Source organism: Muricoccus nepalensis, assembly GCF_006438825.1.
Taxonomy (GTDB): Bacteria; Pseudomonadota; Alphaproteobacteria; order Acetobacterales; family Acetobacteraceae; genus Roseomonas; species Roseomonas nepalensis.
Genome location: NZ_RCZP01000018.1, coordinates 2,501 through 20,706, shown reverse-complemented (window position 1 = coordinate 20,706; position 18,206 = coordinate 2,501). Strand labels below are relative to the sequence as shown.

At 69.4% G+C, this 18,206-nt stretch carries 12 protein-coding genes and 3 rRNA genes (1 of these 15 cut by a window edge); 5 read left to right on the top strand and 10 right to left on the bottom strand.

Going from position 1 to position 18,206, the window contains the following annotated elements:
- Window positions 1–68: 68 nt before the first annotated feature.
- Complete coding sequence (locus EAH89_RS17095) at window positions 69–1,292, bottom strand: aminotransferase (RefSeq protein WP_140884926.1); 1,224 nt, start codon at window positions 1,290–1,292, stop codon at window positions 69–71.
- 333 nt (window positions 1,293–1,625) lie between these two features.
- Here EAH89_RS17095 and EAH89_RS17090 point away from each other — a divergent pair, with 333 nt between their 5' ends.
- Together EAH89_RS17090 and glnA are read left to right on the top strand one after the other, a co-directional pair.
- Window positions 1,626–1,964, top strand: coding sequence for a P-II family nitrogen regulator (locus EAH89_RS17090; RefSeq protein WP_073139598.1), 339 nt, complete (start codon window positions 1,626–1,628; stop codon window positions 1,962–1,964).
- A 97-nt stretch (window positions 1,965–2,061) separates the two neighbouring features.
- Window positions 2,062–3,483, top strand: a complete 1,422-nt coding sequence (glnA, locus tag EAH89_RS17085; RefSeq protein ID WP_140884925.1) for a type I glutamate--ammonia ligase — start codon at window positions 2,062–2,064, stop codon at window positions 3,481–3,483.
- 75 nt (window positions 3,484–3,558) lie between these two features.
- On the opposite strand, the gene EAH89_RS17080 is transcribed toward glnA, so the two are convergent.
- From EAH89_RS17080 to EAH89_RS32660, 3 genes are all read right to left on the bottom strand, one after another.
- Window positions 3,559–4,989: an oligosaccharide flippase family protein gene (locus EAH89_RS17080; protein WP_241667070.1), complete on the bottom strand. Its 1,431-nt coding sequence runs from the start codon at window positions 4,987–4,989 to the stop codon at window positions 3,559–3,561.
- 191 nt (window positions 4,990–5,180) lie between these two features.
- A complete protein-coding gene (locus EAH89_RS17075; RefSeq protein WP_140884923.1) occupies window positions 5,181–6,179 on the bottom strand; it encodes a glycosyltransferase family 2 protein in 999 nt (332 codons plus the stop codon).
- Window positions 6,180–6,206: 27 nt separating this feature from the next.
- The gene (locus tag EAH89_RS32660; protein WP_140884922.1) at window positions 6,207–8,087 is read right to left on the bottom strand and encodes a glycosyltransferase; all 1,881 of its coding nucleotides are present in this window, start codon (window positions 8,085–8,087) and stop codon (window positions 6,207–6,209) included.
- A 528-nt stretch (window positions 8,088–8,615) separates the two neighbouring features.
- Here EAH89_RS32660 and EAH89_RS17065 point away from each other — a divergent pair.
- Window positions 8,616–9,566 carry a hypothetical protein gene (locus EAH89_RS17065; protein WP_140884921.1) on the top strand — a complete coding sequence of 317 codons (951 nt, stop codon included), beginning with the start codon at window positions 8,616–8,618 and terminating at the stop codon, window positions 9,564–9,566.
- A 40-nt stretch (window positions 9,567–9,606) separates the two neighbouring features.
- Here the strand turns inward: EAH89_RS17065 and EAH89_RS17060 are convergent, their stop codons facing one another.
- On the bottom strand, window positions 9,607–10,752 hold the full coding sequence (locus tag EAH89_RS17060; protein WP_161993640.1) for a glycosyltransferase family 2 protein: 1,146 nt from the start codon (window positions 10,750–10,752) through the stop codon (window positions 9,607–9,609).
- A 426-nt stretch (window positions 10,753–11,178) separates the two neighbouring features.
- Between EAH89_RS17060 and EAH89_RS17055 the strand changes: the two genes are divergently transcribed.
- The gene (locus EAH89_RS17055; protein WP_161993639.1) at window positions 11,179–12,393 is read left to right on the top strand and encodes a glycosyltransferase family 4 protein; all 1,215 of its coding nucleotides are present in this window, start codon (window positions 11,179–11,181) and stop codon (window positions 12,391–12,393) included.
- A gap of 48 nt (window positions 12,394–12,441) precedes the next feature.
- Here the strand turns inward: EAH89_RS17055 and EAH89_RS17050 are convergent, their stop codons facing one another.
- Together EAH89_RS17050 and EAH89_RS17045 are read right to left on the bottom strand one after the other, a co-directional pair.
- The gene (locus EAH89_RS17050) at window positions 12,442–13,539 is read right to left on the bottom strand and encodes a PAS domain S-box protein (protein ID WP_140884918.1); all 1,098 of its coding nucleotides are present in this window, start codon (window positions 13,537–13,539) and stop codon (window positions 12,442–12,444) included.
- Window position 13,540: 1 nt separating this feature from the next.
- Window positions 13,541–13,972, bottom strand: coding sequence for a PAS domain-containing protein (locus EAH89_RS17045; RefSeq protein WP_206667587.1), 432 nt, complete (start codon window positions 13,970–13,972; stop codon window positions 13,541–13,543).
- A 191-nt stretch (window positions 13,973–14,163) separates the two neighbouring features.
- Here EAH89_RS17045 and EAH89_RS17040 point away from each other — a divergent pair, with 191 nt between their 5' ends.
- Window positions 14,164–15,276, top strand: coding sequence for an NHL repeat-containing protein (locus tag EAH89_RS17040; RefSeq protein ID WP_206667586.1), 1,113 nt, complete (start codon window positions 14,164–14,166; stop codon window positions 15,274–15,276).
- A 122-nt stretch (window positions 15,277–15,398) separates the two neighbouring features.
- On the opposite strand, the gene rrf (EAH89_RS17035) is transcribed toward EAH89_RS17040, so the two are convergent.
- From rrf (EAH89_RS17035) to EAH89_RS17025, 3 genes are all read right to left on the bottom strand, one after another.
- Window positions 15,399–15,513, bottom strand: a 5S ribosomal RNA gene (gene rrf / locus EAH89_RS17035).
- A 180-nt stretch (window positions 15,514–15,693) separates the two neighbouring features.
- Window positions 15,694–15,808: ribosomal RNA gene (gene rrf, locus EAH89_RS17030) — 5S ribosomal RNA — on the bottom strand.
- 117 nt (window positions 15,809–15,925) lie between these two features.
- A 23S ribosomal RNA gene (locus EAH89_RS17025) occupies window positions 15,926–18,206 on the bottom strand (it continues 479 nt past the right edge of the window).

Sequence of the window (18,206 nt, the reverse complement as noted above, 5' to 3'; positions counted from 1 at the left end):
GCCGGAGCCGCCGTCCTCGGCCGGCCGCGCGGTTTAGGGTGCCGGACGCCCCCCCGTCAACCGGGCTGTTAGCCGGCCGCGCGCACGCCCACGCCGGAAGCGTCCCGCGCGCCCTTCCAGGCGGCCAAGCGGCCGAGCGCCTCGTCGAGCACGGCGTCGTCCTTGCAGAAGGCGAAGCGGGCGTAGTGGGTCGGCGCCCCCTCCCCGGCGTAGAAGGCCGAGACCGGGATGGCCGTCACCTTCGCGGCCTCGGTGATGTGGCGGCAGAAGGCCACGTCGTCCCCCGCGAAGCCCAGCGGGCGGAAGTCGGCGGTCACGAAGTAGGAGCCCTGGGTCGGCAGCACGCCGAAACCGAGCGCCGAGAGCCCCGCCGCCAGCCGGTCCCGCTTGGCCTGCAGCGCGGTGGACAGGCCCGCGAAATAGGCGTCGTCCATCCCCAGCCCGACCGCGACCGCCCGCTGCAGGTTGGGCGGCGTCGTGAAGGTCAGCAGCTGGTGCGCCTTGGCCACGTTGGGCGCGAGGGACTTGTCGGCGGTGATGTAGCCGACCTTCCAGCCCGTGAGGCTGAAGGTCTTGCCGGCGCTGCCGATCCGCATGCAGCGCTCCCGCATCCCCGGCAGGGTCATCAGCGGGATGTGCGACCAGCCGTCGAAGGTCAGGTGCTCGTAGACCTCGTCGCAGACCGCGTAGGCGCCGTGGCGCTGCACGAGGTCGGCGACGAAGGCGAGCTCGGCCGCCGTGAAGACCTTGCCGGCCGGGTTCATGGGGGAGTTGAGCAGGATCGCCTTCGTCCGCGGCCCGAAGGCGGCGGCCAGCTCCGCCCGCGGCAGCTCCCACTTCGGCGGCGTCAGGCGCACGAGCTTCGGCACGGCGCCGAGCATCCGCACCACCGGCAGGTAGGTGTCGTAGAGCGGCTCGATCAGCACGCACTCGTCGCCGGGGTCCAGCACGGCCATGAGGCAGGCGGTGATGGCCTCCGTCGCGCCGGAGGTGACCACCACCTCCGACACCGGGTCGATCTCGAGGCCGTAGAAGCGGCGGTTCGCCTCCGCGACCGCCCCGCGGAGCTCGGGGACGCCGGTCAGCGGCGGGTACTGGTTGCGGTGGTCGAGCAGCGCCTCGGCCGCGGCGCGCAGCACCGGCTCCGGCCCCTCGTAGTCGGGGAAGCCCTGGCCGAGGTTGATCGCCCCGTGCTGCACGGCCAGCGCCGACATGACGGTGAAGACCGTGGTCCCGGTGGAGGAGAGAAGCGCGTTCTGGGGCTTCAGCGGTGGGTTGGCGGTGGCGTTCATGCTCGGCCTGGACGTTCCGGATGGGGTCGCGGCGCGGGGTCCGCGCGGGTCGGGCCCGGGAGGGCGCCGGCGAGGGCACCCGGAAGGGTCTACCCGCATGATGGGGCGCGCGGGGGCCGCGCGCAATCGCGCGAGGGGAATTTGCCGCTTTTCTAGGCATATTGCCCCGCCCGCCCCGCCCTCCGGGACGGGGCTTCCCAGAATCGGTTCGCTGCGGCATTGCCCGCGCGGCACGGGCCGTGCAACGTCCGCCGGCCAGCGGCCCTCGCCAGGGGGACGCGGCCAAGACGCGGGAGGAGCGGGGTGCACCGCGCCCCGCGGGATACGGAGCCGATGAAAAAGATCGAAGCGATCATCAAGCCCTTCAAGCTCGACGAGGTGAAGGACGCCCTGCACGAGATCGGTCTGCAGGGCCTGACCGTGGTCGAGGCCAAGGGCTTCGGCCGCCAGAAGGGCCACACCGAGCTCTACCGCGGCGCGGAATACGTCGTCGACTTCCTGCCCAAGGTGAAGATCGAGGTGATCTGCTCCGACGACTTGGCCGAGCGCGCCGTGGAGGCCATCACCGCCGCCGCGCGCACGGGGCGGATCGGCGACGGGAAGATCTTCATCACGGACGTTCAGGACGTGGTGCGGATCCGCACCGGCGAGCGCGGCGAAGAGGCCGTGTAGCAGCTTTCCCGCCCGCTGGCCCGAGGGGGCGCGGGCGGGCCAGGCGGGGCAGGAACGCCTCCGCAAGTTTAACGCTCAGCTCAACAGGGGCCATTCAATGGCGAATGACAAGGAAAGCGTCTCCAAGGTGATGGAGATGATCAAGGAGAACAGCGTCGAGTACGTGGACTTCCGGTTCACGGACCCGAAGGGCAAGTGGCAGCACACCGCCCAGCACGTCTCCACCATCGAGGAGGACACCTTTTCCGAGGGCATCATGTTCGACGGCTCGTCGATCGCCGGCTGGAAGGCGATCAACGAGTCCGACATGATCCTCATGCCGGACACGCTGAACGCGTGCATGGACCCCTTCAGCGCGAAGCCGCAGCTGATCCTCTTCTGCGACATCATCGAGCCCTCGACCGGCCAGCTCTACTCCCGTGACCCCCGCGGCACGGCGAAGAAGGCCGAGGCCTACCTCAAGTCCTCCGGCATCGGCGACACCGCCTTCTTCGGCCCCGAGGCCGAGTTCTTCGTGTTCGACGACGTGAAGTTCGGCACGGGCGGCAACTACGGCCACTACAAGCTCGAGAGCGGCGAGGGCCCGGGCGCCTCCATGAAGGACTTCCCCGAGGGGAACATGGGCCACCGCCCCGGCGTGAAGGGCGGCTACTTCCCGGTCAACCCCGTGGACTCCGAGGTCGACCTCCGCGCCGAGATGCTCTCCACCATGATGGAGATGGGCGTCCTCGGCGAGAAGCACCACCACGAGGTCGCGCAGTCCCAGCACGAGCTCGGCACCAAGTTCGGCCCGCTGATCACCCAGGCCGACCACATGCAGATCTACAAGTACTGCATCCACAACGTCGCCCATTCCTACGGCAAGACGGCGACCTTCATGCCGAAGCCGATCTACGGCGACAACGGCTCGGGCATGCACGTCCACCAGTCCATCTGGAAGGATGGCAAGCCGCTCTTCGCCGGCAACGGCTACGCGGACCTGTCCGACCACGCGCTGTGGTACATCGGCGGCATCATCAAGCACGCGAAGTCGCTGAATGCCTTCACCAACCCGCTGACCAACTCCTACAAGCGGCTGATCCCGGGCTTCGAGGCCCCCGTGCTGCTGGCCTACTCGGCCCGCAACCGCTCCGCCTCCTGCCGCATCCCCTACGCGACGAGCCCGAAGGCCAAGCGCGTCGAGGTCCGCTTCCCGGATCCGGGCGCGAACCCCTACCTCGCCTTCGCCGCCATGCTCATGGCGGGGCTGGACGGCATCAAGAACAAGATCCATCCGGGCGAGCCGATGGACAAGGACCTCTATGACCTGCCGCCGGACGAGCTGAAGGGCATCCCGACCGTCTGCGGCTCGCTCCGCGAGGCCCTGCAGTCCCTCGAGGCCGACCACGAGTACCTGCTGACCGGCGACGTCTTCTCGAAGGACCAGATCGAGAGCTACATCGAGCTGAAGTGGCAGGACGTGTACCGGTTCGAGCACACCCCGCACCCCGTCGAGTTCGAGATGTACTACTCGGTCTGATCCCCGGATCAACGAGGCCTTCGGGGGCGGCCCGCGTCGGAAGACGCGGGCCGTTCCTTTTTGCGGCCGCCCCTCTCAGGCCGGGCGGAAGCGGGCGAGGAGGCGCATCCCCTCGTCGAAGAGCGGGTGCCGGAGCGCCCGGAGCGTGACGAGCCATCCGAGGACGCCGACGCCGATCGCCGTCGCCACGAGGGCGATGGGGGTCGTCGCGGCCCAGCCATGCGCGGCCATCACCATCGCGGCCGGCAGCACCGCGACCCCCGTCAGGAAGCCGCTCCGCGAGAGGATGGGCACGTAGTCGGCCCAGCGCGTCTCCGTCAGCCGCTCCACATGGGAGCGGTAGAGAAGGATGGTGAAGACCGTCTCGAGAAGGCGGGCGGCCGCCGCGGCGACGATGCTGACGAAGCAGCCGGCGGTGAAGAGCAGCAGGCCGACCGGGGCGCGGATGAGCTCGTAGCGGCTCTGCCGCGCGGTCTCGTGGCACACCACCAGGATCTCCCCCGTCATGGCCATCGGCACCCAGAGCGCCATGGAGACGCAGAGGATGGAGAGCGGGAGGGCCGAGGCCGTCCAGTTCGGCCCGTAGAGAAGCGTCATCGCCGGGCCGGAGACCACCGCGAGCCCGATCAGCATGGGCCAGAGGACGGCCGTCAGGTTCCCGACGATGCCCAGGTAGGGCTCGCGCAGCGACCGCCCCTGCCGCCGCTGCTCCGCGAAGTCCACGAAGAGGACGCGCATGAGGACGACGTGCAGGTTCTCCCACAGCATGCCCGTGACGCCCGAGGCCCGCGTGTAGAGGCCGAGCGCCTCCAGCCCCAGCACCCGGCCGAGGACGATCTCCGAGACGCGGTTCGCCAGGAGGTTGACGCCCGAGATCGTCAGCATCTGGGTGCCATAGCGCGTGACCTCGCGCCACTGGTCCAGCCCGAGGCGGAGCGAGACGTGGCGCCAGCCGATGGCGTTGGTCAGCACCATGGCGACGACGGCGCTGATGATCTGCCCGTAGGCAAGGCTCATGTAGCTGTGCCCGGCGAGGGCAAAGCCCAGCACCGCCAGGTTCGCCGTCCCGTAGCGCGTGACGTTGATGAACGCGACGGAGCGGAAGTCGCCGCGCCGCTCGATATAGGCGCCCGGCAGGATCTCGAAGATGTTGAGGAGCGGCACCACCACCATGGCGAGGAGCAGGCGCTGCACGCTCGGGTCGCCCAGCAGCGCGCCGCCGAGCTGGGCAAGGCCGGCGATCGCCAGGGCGACGAGGACCGCGAGCGCCGCGTTGATGGTGAAAACGGTCGCCACCAGGGGCGGGGCCAGGTCCGGCGCCCGGACGATGTAGCCCTGCAGGCCGAGGGAGCGGATGGTCGAGAGCAGCCCGACGATCGCCACGGCCACCGCGAAGACGCCCATGTCGTAGGGGGTCAGCAACCGGGCGACGACCACCATGACGCCGAACTGAAGGACAAAGAGGCTGCCCTGGCCGAGACTCATCCAGGCCAGGCTGCGCCGCACGGAGACCAAGGAAGCTCATCCTTTCCGACCACGGCCTCCCCGGCCTGCCGGCGAGCCAGGGCCCGGCGCGCGCCCGGCTTCGGTTCGGAGCCGAGAGGAAATCCCGTGCGGCGGGGATAGCGTCGAAACGACCGGAGGGAAAGTAACAGGCTTGTTGTTGCCCGGCGCCCGCCCGCGCCGTGCCGGCTGGGCTACCGCAGCCGGCTGATCCGCTGCAGCTCGAGCTGCTCCCCCGTGCTGTAGCGCGCGAAGCCCGCTGGCCTCGCCGCGCGGGGGGCGCGGAGCAGGCGGAGGAAGAGCGAGAACTCCCCGAACTCCCGCGGGTCGGTCATCAGGGCGCGCAGCGCGAAGCCGAGGCCGCGGACGGGGCGGCCGTTCAGCGCGTTGTTCATGGCCACGTCCTTGTAGGAGGCGTAGGCCTGCCAGCGGAGCTCCCGCCGCGCCGCCCGCAGCAGCGGGTCGCGCCGCGCCGCCTCGATTCCCTCCACCGCCCGGCGCGACAGCCGCCGCGGGGAGCGCATGAGGCTCTCCCCCTGCCGCCGCAGGACATAGGTCGGGGCCTCGACGTAGTCGATCGGCGCGAGGGTGGAGGCGCGCAGGCAGAGCAGCCAGTCCTCGCCGTAGAGAAGGCGCGGGTCGAAGCCGCCGGCCTCCTCGAGAAGCGCCTTCTGGAACAGGCTTGAGCCGAGCGGGTGCCAGGCCCCCACCAGCGCGCGGGTGGAGGCCGGCGCCACTAGGCGCTGGGCGCTGGCGCCGGCCTCGGCGGGCGCGCAGTCCTCCGTCAGCAGGCGGCTCGGCGTGGTCCGGTCGCCGGGCAGCAGCGTCGTGAAGGCGCCGCCGATCCAGCGCGAGTCCGGCCGCTCCCGTAGCACCGCCTCGGTCTGGTCGAGCTTGCCGGCCGGCCAGAGGTCGTCGGAGTCGATGAAGCCGATCCAGTCATGCGCCGCCCGGGCGATGCCGGCCGAGCGCGCGGCCGAGGGCCCGGCGTTGCGGGGCTGGTCCACCACCAGCACGCGCCCGTCGCGCGCGGCCTCCCGAAGGGCCGCCCCCGTCGCCGGGTCGGTCGAGCCGTCGTTGACGAGGACGAGCTGGATCTCGTGCTCCCCTTCCTGGCCCAGCACCGTCCCGATAGCGGAGGCCAGGACGGAGGGCCCGGTGTTGAAGACCGGGCAGATGACCGAGACCTTCACCGCCCCGCCCTCCCGGCCGCCGCGCCGTCAGCCACGCGGGGGCAGCCCGAGATAGGCGCGCCAATGCGCGACCGAGGTGATCCGCGGCCTCTCCCGCCGCCACTCGGCGCGCAGCCCCGGCGCGGCCCGGTAGAGCGCCCGCACGGCGCGCAGGCCCGCGCGGAGAAGGGTGCGGAACCGCGCCCGGTCCCGCCGGAAGACCGGCAGCTCCCGGTCCCAGTAGGTCTCGAGAGCCACCGCGTCCGAGCCGGGGATCCGGTACCAGATGAGGTCGCGCACCGGCACCCGGCGGGGCCGCGCCTCGGGGCCGGTGGGCGCCGACCAGTTCCGCCAGAGGGCCTTCACCAGGGCGGTGCCGTGCCGGCGGCGCGACCGCGGCACCTCGGCCAGCGAGGCGTCCCAGAGCACCCTCTCCCGCGGCACCGACCCCTCGGGGTGGAGGAGCCGCAGCTCGCCGAGGGAGGCGTGCAGCGCCGCCGGGTCCTCGTCCAGGATGGCGGGACCGCGCAGGAAGTCCTCCACGCCCCGGATCACCAGCGCCGCCGCGTAGTAGCGGTAGGTCAGCAGGTAGGTCATGAGCTGCGAGAGAACCTGCGTCGCCGCGTGCCGGGGCGCGAAGTTCATGTGCAGCGCCGCGCAGATGAGGGTGTTGCGCGTCTCGTAGTAGATCTGCCAGCCGTTCCGCTTCATGTAGAAGGGCTCGTGCCAGATGCTCACCCCCGGCAGCGGCACGGTCGGGACCCCCGCGTCGTGCAGGCGCAGGCCCCATTCGAGGTCGTCGCCCCGGATGAAGCAGGGCAGCGGCATGCCGTGCTCGGCGACGAGGCGCTTGGGGAAGGCGAAGCACCACCAGCCGTTGTAGTGCATGGCCTGCACCTCCAGCAGCCCCGCCAGCACCGCGCGCGAGCGCAGGTCGAGCTGGTGGCTCAGCGCGTGGACGGCCCAGTTGTCCCGCACGATCGCGCCGCCCTCGTAGAGGGTCGTCGGGCGGATGCCGTCCAGCATCTGGCCGCCGAGGCACTCCTGCCCCTCCGAGACCGCGAAGAAGGACGCCATGCGGAGAAGGCTCTCCGGCTCGAGCCGGACGTCGTCGTCGATGAAGGCGACGTGGGTGACCGCGGGATCGTCCAGCGCCTCGAGCAGGCCCCGGCCGAAGCCGCCGGCGCCGCCGAAGTTCCCCTGCTCCACCACGCGCAGCACGCCCTCGAGGCGCGCGGCCTGGGGGGCGATCCCCGGGTGGCCGAGCAGGCCCGGGCGCCCCTGGTTCACCACGAAGACCCGCTCGAGCCCCCTCCCCTCCGCGCGCAGCTCGGGGTCGCCGGCGACCTCGGCCAGCACCTTGGCGAGGTCGTCCTCGCGGTTGAAGGTGCAGATGACGACGGCGAGCCCGACCGGCCGCGGCGCCGCGCCGGGCGCGAGCCATTCCGCGGAGTGCAGCACCGCCGGGCCGTCCAGCGCGGTCAGCTCGAACCAGACCATCCCGGCCTGGCGGAAGTTCGCGGCGTCCTGGGGGATGGCGATCTCCGCCCGCCCCTCCGCCGTGCCGTCGTGGAGGAGCATCGGCTCCTCCCCGTGGGTCGTCAGGCGCCAGAGCATCAGCCGCGCCCGCCCCTCGACCTCGACCGACAGGCTGAAGGCCGTGAGGGGGGTGTGCCGCCGCCAGTGATGCTCGAAGAAGGCGCCGAAATAGGTGTCGAAGGCGGCGGTCGCGCCGGCCTCGACCCGAAGCCCGCCGCGCGCGCCGGGGGCGACGGCCTCCGGCGCGGGGCGCCCGTCGCGCCCGGCCCGCCAGTAGAGGTCGCGCAGCGCGGCCGGACGGTCCAGCGGGACGCGCTGCAGGCGGAGCGCGCCGCCCGCGCTCCCCGCCTCCATCGCCCCGCTCCGCTCCTCGGTCGTGTCCAACGCCATCCTTGTGCCCTTGCTCTCCCCCTCGCCGCCCGGGAGTTCCCGGGCCGCGAAGCGGGTGTTCCGTCGCCGTCCGGCGTGTGATCCCGTGCCCCTGCCCGGCCTTGAAGGTCGCCGTGCCCGCTGCCGGATCAATCCCGCGCCCGGCGCTTCGTTGCATCTTCCAACACAGGCCGCGCCGCCCAGGACCCGCGGGGGGCCGCGAAGGCGGCGCGCCGGGACGCGATGGACACCTCAAACAACGCCAGCCGCCGGGGGTGAAGCCTCGAAATGCTCGCGGCGCCGCCGAAAGGATCACGATACCGTAGGCGGGCGCCTTCACCTGCCGGGCGGCCGAATGTTTCGACCCTGCCCTCCGGTTTTTGATCACCGGGCCCGCGGGCGCCACGTTATAGCTTCGCCGCTCCGCCTCGCCGCCCGGGCCCATCGCCCGCGCTCGCCGCGCGGGACGGGGTAAGGGCGCCCGCGCGGGCCGCCCCGGGGCCGGGGCAGCAGGGCACCGGCCGTTCGATGACGAGGATCCTCCCCAGCATGGCCATGAAGGCGCCCGGCGAGAGCCGTTTCGCGGTGTTGTTCCGGACCCACTTCTGGGACGACTTCGCGGAGCGCCAGTACAGGCGCCTGGTGGAGCGCTCCCGCGGCGGCGAGGTCTTCATCCTCGTCGACGAGACGAACGGGGCGGTCCCCATCCCCCACGACAACGTCGTCCGCTACACCGAGAACGACCTCCTCGCCCTCGGCCTGGCCAAGGCGGGGACGGGCAACTTCCTCTGGTTCAACGGGGACTACTCGCTCTACGTCTTCTTCGAGCGCTTCCCGGACTTCGACCACTACATCATGGTCGAGTACGACGTGGCCGCGAACCGCGACATGGGCGAGATGGTCGCGCGCTCCGTGGAGAAGGGCTACGACTTCATCGGCCTCACCACCGTCCACCCCGACATCGGCTGGAACTTCACGGACGGCTGCCTCGACCTCTACCGGCTCGAGGACATCCAGCAACGGCTGATCTGCATCGCGCTCTTCTCCCGGGCGGCGGTGTCCCATCTCTTCGCGCGAAGAAAGGAGCACTCCCGGGCCTTCGAGCGCGGCGAGATCCGCCGCTGGCCCTTCTGCGAGGCCTATATCCCGACGGAGCTCGCCCTCGGCGGCTTCCGGATGGGGGAGCTGTCGGAGTTCGGGCCGCTCGACCACTACGAGTGGCGCCCCTCCTACGTCGAGACCGACCTCGGCGAGATGACGGGCCAGGCCTTCGTCCACCCCGTGCTCGACCCGAACCGCTACATCGTCCACACGATGAAGCACCTCTGGCCGCCCGAGAACTACTTCATCCCCGGCAGCAAGGTGCGCCGCCGCATCCGGCGCGTCCCCTCCTCGGTCTACTGGCCCGTCCTCTCCAAGGCCCTGAAGGAGCGGGTGACGGAGAGCTGGAGGAAGCGCGTCCTCCGCAAGCCCGCCGCGAAGGCCCTGACGCGCACCTGAGGGCGAGCCGGTCCCGCGGCGCCCCGCGGGGACCCCGGGGTCAGGCCGAGGCCGCGCCCAGCCGGGCCAGGCGGTGGCGCAGGGTGTAGGACGCGACCCGCCCGACCGCGCTCCCGAGCAGCGAGGCCGGCAAGAGCGTCACGAGGTCGCGGAAGCGCCGGTTGTACAGGAGCTTCGTGCCGAGGGAGACGAGCTCGTTCCGAAGGACCGACGCGTTGCCCCGGTGCAGCCGCCGCCAGTTCCGCGTGATCGTGCGGCGGACGAAGCTGCAGTCGGCCGGCGCGAGGAAGTAGGGCCGGTAGGCCGCGACCTCCACAAGCTTCGCCGCGACGGCGAGGCGGAGGTAGTCGCGCTCCTCCCCCGCGAGCTGCGACCCCGCCACCACCAGCATCTCCTCGACCGTCTCCGCCGCCTCGTACTCGGCCAGCCGCTCCGCCGGGAAGGACAGGTCCGGGCGCCCCTGCTCGCGACGCAGGCTGGAGAGGGCCGAGAGCTGGGAGTTGACCGCGCTCACCCGCCCGTTGAGCGGCGAGCGCCCCGTGATGCTGCCCGCGTGGATCGTGTAGTCGCCCATGATGGCGGGGATGGTGTGCAGCCGCCCGATCTCCCGCAGGCGCCAGTAGAGATCGGTATCCTCCGCGTAGAAGACGTGCCGGTAGCCCCCGACCGCCTCCAAGGCCTCGCGCCGGGCGAGGAGGAAGGGGTGCATGAGGTAGGGCTCACGCGAGGGGAACCAGCGCGGGTCCGCCTCCGCCGGCGGCGCCGGGCGCGAGAGCGTGCCCAGGAACCGCCCGGTCTCGTCGACCTGGCGCGCGTAGGCGCTGACCGCCACGCAATCGGGGTTCGCGTCGAGGTAGGCGACCTCGGTCGCCAGGCGTTCCGGAAGGGAGAGGTCGTCGGAGTCCTGGCGCGCGACATAGGGGGCGCGGCAGAGCGACAGCCCCTCGTTGGCCGCCCCGACGATGCGCCGGTTCACGGGCTGGCGGACCAGCTCGATCCGCGGGTCCCCGGCGGCGAGGCGCGCCACGATGACGGCGGTGTCGTCGGTCGAGGCGTCGTCGACCACGATGATCCGGATGTTGCGAAGGCTCTGCCGCTGGAGGGAGGCGATCGAGCGCTCGATGGTGCGCGCGCTGTTGTAGGCCGTCATGACGACGTCGACGACGGGCGGGCACGGCACATCCATGCGGGAAAATTCCTGATTTTGTTTGATCCCCCCACAACGTCCGCCGCCCCCGGAGGTTATTCGATCGCTTGGCGGAACGCGTGAACGGGGGCACTGGTGGAATTGCGGCATTCCGAAGGGATCGATACGGGAGGCTGGGCGAGCCGCACCACGCCTGGGCAACCGCCGGACAGAAGCGGTTCCAACCCATCCCGCCCGGCGAGTGGGCCGGAGAGTGCAATCGCCCAAATCGAGCGACGGATCGCAGCCCGCGCCACCGGCGATGGCAGCGAGGTTATCAAGGTGCCACACCAACACGTCAGTTGTTCGGGGATGGATTTAGCCGTTAACACCCCCAGCTTGGCGCAACAGACGGCTCGGCGAGCCTCATGGCAGACGCCCGGCGTCCGGGATGAAGGTCGGGCCGGAACTGGAGCTGAACTTTTCGTGAGCACCGAACGTCCGTCCCTTCTGGCTGTCTGCACGACGGCCCCGTGGCCGGTGACGAACGGCTACACCCTCCGCGTCTTCCACCTCCTGCAGGAACTGTCGCGCGTCTGGTCGATCACGCTCGTCTCGCTCCCCAGCGAGGGCGGCGAGCCGCCCCCGTTTGACCTCGAGCGCTTCATTCCTTACCAGCTCGAGGGCACGGTCCACGCCTATCCCTGGCGCTTCGACCAGCAGCCGCTGAAGGCCGCGATCGACCAGGCGATCGAGCTCTCCCGCCCCCGCCGCGCGGTCGTCTGGCGTGGCGCGGAGGGCGCCTGGTTCGACGCGCCGCAGCTGCCCGCCGGGGTCGTCGACCTCATCGACTGCGTGCCCCTCGACCTCTGGAGCGGGTTCCTGATCGACCCGGACCTGCGCGGCCGCTACCGGAAGCTGCGGGAACTGGGCGTGTCCGCCTACTACTCCCGCCGGACGGTGAAGAGCTTCTCCTCGGTCATCTGCGCCGGCGAGCGCGACGCCGCCTGGCTGCGCTGGCTCGGGCGTGAGGAGAACGTCCACGTCGTCCCGAACGGCGTCCTGCTGCCGGAGCGGGGAGCCGGGGGCGCGCGCGCGCCGCAGCCGACGCTCTCCTTCATCGGGACCCTCGACTTCGAGCCGAACGTCGACGCGGCGCTCTTCCTCGCGCGCGACATCTGGCCGCGCGTGCGGGCGGCACGCCCCGACGCCCAGTTGCTGATCGCGGGGCGGAACCCCACGCCCGAGATCCTGGCGCTCCGCGCCGTGGAGGGGCTCGACGTGCTGGCGAACGTGCCCGACATGAACGCCGTGCTCGCCCGCTCCTGGCTCTCGATCGCGCCGATGCGCGGGGGCGTCGGCGTGAAGAACAAGGTGCTGGAAGCCTGGGCCGCCTCGCGCCCGGTGGTGCTGACGCCCCTCGCGGTGAACGGTCTCAAGGTTCCCGAAGGGCATGAGGACCTCGTGCAGTCCGGCGCGGCGGAACTCGCGGAGGCCGTGATCCGCCTCTTCGATTCTCCCGACCTTGCCGCCCGAATGGGCGATGAGGCGCGCGCCCATGTCGGCCAGCACTACGCGTGGCGCAACCTGACCGGCGACTTCGACCACCTCCTGCGGCACGCCGTGGCCGATGACCTGACGCACCGTAACCACGGCTTCGGCCGGTCCTTCAACGCCGAGCTCCTGCCCTCCGTCGCCTAGCGCCTCCGGCCCGCGCCCTTCCTTGCCAAGGCGACCAAGGGCCGGCGGTCACCCGACCGTCGCGGCCCTCACCCGCTCGGCCACGCGCGTGCCGAACTGGGTCATGAAGACCGTCCGCACCGCCTGGGTCGCGCGGGCGAGGGTGAGGTTGTGCTGCGCCGGCTCTCCCTCCGCGAACCAGACGATGAAGCAGTCGTTCTTGCCGCGCTTGAGGATGTCCGACGGCCCGAGCATCGGCTTGATGATTGCCTCCGTCAGCATCATCGCGCGGGACGAGATGTGCGCCCAGTCGGCGCCGATGGCCTTGCTGATCGGCGCTAGGCTGATCGTCCGCACCTGGCTGACCCCCTGGACGCAGGTCCGCGCCGGCACGCCGCCCTCCAGCGCGCCGCGCGGCAAGGGGTGCGGGGCGAGGGTGATCACCCGGAGGTGCTTCGACTCCGACTCGTCGAGCAGCGCCGAGTTCATCGTGGCGGTCAGGCGGGTGCCATCCTTCGCGACGAGCTCGATGTCGACCTCGTAGGGCTTCCCGTCCAGCGCCTGCTGCATCCGCGCGGCCTCCGCGGCGCCGGAGGGATCGGGCGGGAGAAGGGCGTCGATGTTCAGGCCGACAAGGCTCTTCGCGTCGTAACCGATGAGATTCTGGAAGGCCATGTTGGTCAGCAGGATGAAGCCGTCGGCCCGGTTGATCACGACCGGGGTCGTCAGCCGCATGAAGACGGAGGCGAGAAGGCGCTGCGCCTCCGTCCGCCGGACCACCTCCCGCCGCGCCTCCGTCAGGTCGGTGATGTTCTGCACCACCGCCATCAGGGTCGTGTCGTTGATCTTGTTGATGTCGAGCATGAGGATGGTGCGCGAGCCCGGCACCGCCAGCTGCATCTGGTCGAAGATCTGCCCCGCCGGCGACTGGAACCGCTCGACATGCGAGCGCAGGTCGGGGGCCACCGTCGCGAAGAGGCGGTAGAGGTCCGACATGTCGCCGTCCGCGGCCAGCGGGATCAGCAGCTGCGCGGCGGTTGGGTTCGCCATGTCGATCGTGCCGTCCGGGCGGAACTTCACGATCCCGACCGGCGCCAGGTAGAGGAACTCGATCAGCGCCTCGTAGGCGGATTGAGCCTCGGGCTCTAGCTCTGCGGTCTCCGACATGTCAGCTCCGCCTCTCCACGACCACGTACATCCGCTTCGCGTCCTGCCGTTTGAGCAGGCGGAGCTTCACCCGTTGCGGCGCCATGCGGAGCGTGAGGACGTAGTCGATGATCGCGTCGATCTCCGCCTCCTCCGCGAAGCGCCCCGCGACCATCGCGTTGTTCATGCAGGGCGCGACGCTCGTGAAGAAGTTCCGTCCCACGACGCGGCCGGGCGTGAGGCCGGCGAGCTTCCCCTCCATCGCGTTGTAGTGCTCGACCGTGGCGTCGAGCGACATGGAGATGACGCCGAAGGGGAGCGAATCGAGTTCCGCCGCGGTCGCCGTCGAGAGCCAGTCGAACAGGCCGGGATCGGCCGTGCCCGCCGGCGGCGCGCGAAGGCCGCCGTCCTGGGCGGCCGGAACGGAGAGGGCGTCTTGGGTGGAAAGGCTCATCAAGGGTTCCCCGTCATCTCCGGACGGGACGTTCCGGAACGCCCGCCACCAGGGCCCATGATGCGCGGGAAGCCTGTCGAAACGGTGAACGGCGCGGCGGCCGGGGCAGGATGGCGCGCTTGACCGGGCGGGGGCCGCGGGGGGAGCCTCGGCGGCGAAACGGGGCAGGACGCCCCGGGGAGGTCCCGTCCGTGCTCCACCGCCTCGTCCTCGCCTGCGCCGCCCTCGCCGCGCTGGCCGCCGCGCCGCCATGCCTCGCGCAGGCCCCGCCGGCGCCGACCTACCAGGTCGATCCGCACTGGCCGAAGACACTGCCGAACAACTGGGGCATCGGCCAGGCGGCCGGCGTGGCCGTGGACCGGCGCGACCACGTCTGGGTCGTCCACCGCCCGCGCACCATGACGGAGGACGAGCGCGGGGCGACGCTGGTGCCGCCCCGCTCCGAGTGCTGCGTCCCCGCCCCTTCCGTCATCGAGTTCGACCCGGACGGCAACGTCGTGCAGGCCTGGGGCGGGCCCGGCCACCATCCGTCCTGGCCGGCGAACGAGCACGGCATCTACGTCGACGCCGCCGACAACGTCTGGGTCGCCGGGAACGGCAACAGCGACCACGTCCTGCTGAAGTTCACCCGCGACGGCTGGTTCCTGCTGCAGATCGGCGTCACCGGCGAGACGGGGGGCAGCAACGACACGCAGCGCCTCGGCCGTCCCGCCGACGTCGAGGTGGACCTCGCCACGGACGAGGTGTTCGTCGCCGACGGCTACCAGAACCGGCGCGTGATCGTCTTCAACGCCACGACCGGCGCCTACCTGCGCCACTGGGGCGCCTATGGGCGCCCGCCGCCGGCCGACGCCCCCCTGCCCGCCTATGTCGCGGGGCAGTCGCCCTCCGCGAGCTTTGCCAACCCCGTCCACTGCGTGCGCCTGGCCCGGGACGGCCTCGTCTATGTCTGCGACCGCGGCAACGACCGGATCCAGGTGTTCCGCCGGGACGGCACCTTCGTGCGGGAGATCCTCGTCGCCACCTCGACGCTCGGCAGCGGGTCGGTCTGGGATATCGACTTCCTGCCGGATCGCGCTGAATCGGTCCTCCTGGCGGCGGATGGCTCGAACAACACCGTCTGGCTGCTCGCCCGCGAGGCGGGAGAGATCATCGGCCGCTTCGGCCGCAGCGGGCGGAACGCGGGCGAGTTCCACTGGGTCCACAACATGGCCGTCGATAGCCGCGGCAACGTCTTCACCACGGAGGTGGACACGGGCAAGCGCGCGCAACGCTTCCGCCTCGTGTCGCAACTGCCGCGCTGATGCGCCTCAAGCGCGGAACCCCCGCTGGCTTGCGCCGGCGGGGGTTCTGCGGTGCGCCGGGCTTGGGCCGGACGCGGTGTTCTGGGGTAAGGTGAGTTGTATCGAGACGTTCCAGTCGGGTGGTCTGGCGCCGACCGACTCTCCCGTGTCTTAGGACACAGTACCATAGGCGCAGGGTGGTTTCACGGCCGAGTTCGGGATGGGATCGGGTGTGGCACACTCGCTGTAGGCACCAGGCCACCGGGCCGGAACGTCTGATGGTGTTCCCCTGGTGAGGGGGAGGATGGCGAGGTGTGAGGGGGTAGCGCGTTGGTGCTGCGTGCGGCGAGGGTTTGGGCCCTCACGCGGCGTGTGTTGAGGAGTTCGATCGGGCGATTAGGACCGCTCGGCTGCGCTTGTTACCAAGCTTCCANGGTGGTCTGGCGCCGACCGACTCTCCCGTGTCTTAGGACACAGTACCATAGGCGCAGGGTGGTTTCACGGCCGAGTTCGGGATGGGATCGGGTGTGGCACACTCGCTGTAGGCACCAGGCCACCGGGCCGGAACGTCTGATGGTGTTCCCCTGGTGAGGGGGAGGATGGCGAGGTGTGAGGGGGTAGCGCGTTGGTGCTGCGTGCGGCGAGGGTTTGGGCCCTCACGCGGCGTGTGTTGAGGAGTTCGATCGGGCGATTAGGACCGCTCGGCTGCGCTTGTTACCAAGCTTCCACCTGCGGCCTATCAACGTGATGGTCTATCACGGCCCTTGGGGAGACCTCGTCTTGAGGCTGGTTTCCCGCTTAGATGCCTTCAGCGGTTATCCGTTCCGCACTTAGCTACCCGGCGATGCCACTGGCGTGACAACCGGTGCACCAGAGGTGCGTCCATCCCGGTCCTCTCGTACTAGGGACAGATCCTCTCAAGTCTCCAACACCCATGGCAGATAGGGACCGAACTGTCTCACGACGTTCTAAACCCAGCTCACGTACCGCTTTAATCGGCGAACAGCCGAACCCTTGGGACCTGCTCCAGCCCCGGGATGCGATGAGCCGACATCGAGGTGCCAAACCTCCCCGTCGATGTGGACTCTTGGGGGAGATCAGCCTGTTATCCCTAGAGTACCTTTTATCCGTTGAGCGATGGCCCTTCCACGCGGGACCACCGGATCACTAAGGCCGACTTTCGTCTCTGCTCGCGCTGTCGCGCTCGCAGTCAGGCGGGCTTGTGCCTTTGCACTCAACAGCCGATGTCCGACCGGCCTGAGCCCACCATCGCGCGCCTCCGTTACACTTTGGGAGGCGACCGCCCCAGTCAAACTGCCCACCAGGCAGGGTCCCGACCCCGGCTAACGGGGTTCGGTTAGACGCCAGAAAGGCACAGGGTGGTATTTCAAGGTTGCCTCCACCAAGGCTAGCGCCCCGGCTTCATCGGCTCCCACCTATCCTACACAGTCCCTTCCTGGCGCCACTGCCAAGCTGCAGTAAAGGTTCATAGGGTCTTTCCGTCTGACCACGGGTACCCCGCATCTTCACGGGGAATTCAATTTCGCTGAGTCCATGCTGGAGACAGTGGGGAGGTCGTTACGCCATTCGTGCAGGTCGGAACTTACCCGACAAGGAATTTCGCTACCTTAGGACCGTTATAGTTACGGCCGCCGTTTACCGGGGCTTCAGTTCAAGGCTCTCACCTCTCCCTTTAACCTTCCGGCACCGGGCAGGCGTCAGACCCTATACGTCATCTCTCGATTTCGCAGAGCCCTGTGTTTTTACTAAACAGTCGCCACCCCCTGGTCTGTGCCACCCCACAACGCTTGCGCGCCATGGGGTCTCGCTTATCCCGAAGTTACGCGAGCAATTTGCCTAGTTCCTTCAGCATGGTTCTCTCAAGCGCCTCGGTATACTCAACCAGTCCACCTGTGTCGGTTTCGGGTACGGTCCATAATCCCAGTGCTGTTTCCTGGACCCATCCACCTGCCCCCTCAATCCAATAAGAGGAGACCGCGCTTCAAGGTCGTCACATCTGGGGGGCCAGGGAATATTCACCCTGTTTCCATCGGCTACGGCTGTCGCCCTCGCCTTAGGGGCCGGCTCACCCTGCGCGGATTGGCCTTGCGCAGGAACCCTTGGACTTTCGGCGAGAGGGGTTCTCACCCTCTTTGTCGCTACTCATGTCCGCATTCGCACTTCCCATACCTCCAGGACCGGTCACCCGTATCCCTTCGCAGGCCTAGGGAACGCTCCGCTACCGCTACGCGATCCGCTAGGATCGTCGTAACCCACGTCTTCGGCTCGTGGCTTGAGCCCCGTTACATTTTCGCCGCAGAACAGCTATTAGACCAGTGAGCTATTACGCTTTCTTTAAAGGATGGCTGCTTCTAAGCCAACCTCCTGGTTGTTTTGGCCGTCCCACATGCTTTCCCACTTAGCCACGAATTAGGGGCCTTAGACGGTGGTCTGGGCTGTTTCCCTCTCGACAATGGACCTTAGCACCCACTGTCTGTCTGCCAGGCTATACTCACCGGCATTCGGAGTTCGGTAGGGTTTGGTAGGGCTTTGGGCCCCCCTAGCCCTTCCGGTGCTCTACCTCCGGCGGTAAACACCTGACGATCTACCTCAATAGATTTCGCGGAGAACCAGCTATTTCCGAGTTTGATTGGCCTTTCACCCCTAGCCACAGCTCATCCCCGACTTTTTCAACAGGCGTGGGTTCGGCCCTCCAGTGCGTGTTACCGCACCTTCAGCCTGGCCATGGCTAGATCACTCGGTTTCGGGTCTCATGCCGGCAACTCAAGCGCCCTTGTCAGACTCGCTTTCGCTGCGCCTACACCTCACGGCTTAAGCTTGCTGCCAACACGAACTCGCGGACCCATTATACAAAAGGTACGCCGTCACCCCAAAGCTCGCGCCCAGGGCTCCGACTGCTTGTAAGCGTTCGGTTTCAGGTCTCTTTCACT